Source organism: Streptomyces sp. NPDC059142 (assembly GCF_042755665.1).
GTDB lineage: Bacteria > Actinomycetota > Actinomycetes > Streptomycetales > Streptomycetaceae > Streptomyces.
Window position 1 is genome coordinate 1 of record NZ_JBHZDA010000216.1, and the last position, 1,677, is coordinate 1,677.

A 1,677-nucleotide genomic window follows, 5' to 3' on the forward strand; every position below is an offset into this window, starting at 1 on the left:
TCGCCTCGATCCGCTCGGTGAGCAGCCGCATCCGCCGCACGGTGAACTTGCCCATCAGCGGCTTGCGGTAGCGGCCGTGCCGCGGCTCGTCCATGAAGAGGAACTCGCCGGGCGGCGCCGGGGGCAGGTCGACGTCGCCGTGCTCGACGGTCGGGTGGCGCATCAGCTCCCACCGTGAGCTGAAGCGCGGGTCGGCCAGCACGGACCTGGTCAGGTCGTACCCGGTGACCAGCCAGCCGGGTACGCCGCCGGGGAACGTGTACCGGCTGATGGGGCCGTGCCGGCGGGCCTCCAGCAGCTCCGGCGGCGGGTCGAAGGGACAGCCGGGCCGGCGCGCTGTCGGCATTGTGGTGACGGTGTACAGGGACTCACCCACGACCAATCCTCATCTCGCAAGGGCATCTGTTCGACAAATCCGGGAGCTACGTCGCGTCCGGGCCGGTGTCCCCCGGCTCCAGTTCGCCCGCCGCGATCTCCCAGATCTCGCGGACGACATCGGGGTTCAGGAGCATCTCGCGGTGCGTGCAGTCGAGGGTGTGCTCACGTACCTCGCCGGAGACGAAGGGCCGCCACAGGCCGGCCTTGTCCTCCGACTCCGCCGAGATCAGCAGCAGGGTGCCGGACGTCTTCCGCGTCCGGTGCGCCAGCAGGATCCGGGTGTTGTTCCGCACGATGCGGACGTACGCCTCGTGCTCCTCGCCGGTCAGCGCGCCGGCCACCGTCTCCTCCTGCTCGGCGAAGCCCGCTCGCTGCGCGGCGGTCGGCGGGCCGTCCACCGGACTGGAGTCCAGGATGATCAGGACCGCGACCTCTTCCCCCTCGTCCTGGAGCTGGGCGGCCATTTCCTGGACGACGTTCCCGCCGAAGGACCAGCCGAGCAGGTGGTAGGGGCCGGCGGGCTGTACCCGTCGGATCTGTGCGACGTAGTCGGCCGCCATCCGCGACAGCGACTCGGGCAGCGCGGCCCCACCGGTGTCCATGCCCCGGGGGCGCAGGGCGTAGAGCGGCTGCTCCGGCGGGGCGGCGTCGGCGAGCCAGCCGTACTCCCAGCCCAGGCCCAGCACGGTGTGGGCGCAGAAGAGCGGAGGACGCTCGCCGGTCGCCCGCATCGGGACGAGCACGTCCGTGGTCCGGTGCTGTCCCTGGCGGGATATCCAGGCCAGCAGGCCCGCGACGGTGGGTGCCTCGAACACTCCCCTGACCGGGACCTCCGCGTCGAGGACCGCCCTGATGCGGTTGACCAGCCGTACCGCGAGGAGGGAGTGCCCGCCGAGGTCGAAGAAGCTGTCGTCGACGCCGACGGAGGAGAGGCCGAGGACCTGCTCGAAGACCGAGCACAGCAACTGCTCCCGCAGCGTGACCGGTCCTCGGCCGCCGGCTCCCGGCGCGACGGAGTGGTCGGGGGCGGGCAGCGCAGCACGGTCCAGCTTGCCGTTCAGGGTCAGCGGCAGTTCCTCCATCCGCATGATCACCCTGGGCACCAGGTGCTCGGGCAGCCGGTCGGCCAGGAACGCCCGCACGTCCGCGACGAGTTGTGCGCCCTCGCTCCCGGCTTCGGCCTCGGGCACGATGTAGCCGACGAGGGATCCGGTCCGCCAGCTCCAGACCGAGCGCGGTGTCCCGGGTGACGATGCCCAGGGAGAGCCCGTACGGGCCCGCCGCCGCCAGCGAGACGGC

1 protein-coding gene and 1 pseudogene are annotated in these 1,677 nt (G+C 72.0%); both read right to left on the reverse strand.

Annotated elements, in window-relative coordinates:
- Positions 1-376, reverse strand: a pseudogene (locus ACFXPK_RS32830) (cytochrome P450); the annotation flags it as partial.
- Between the two features lie 46 nt (positions 377-422).
- Positions 423-1,677: alpha/beta fold hydrolase (locus ACFXPK_RS32835; protein WP_385080811.1), on the reverse strand; the 1,255-nt coding region annotated here is incomplete at its 5' end.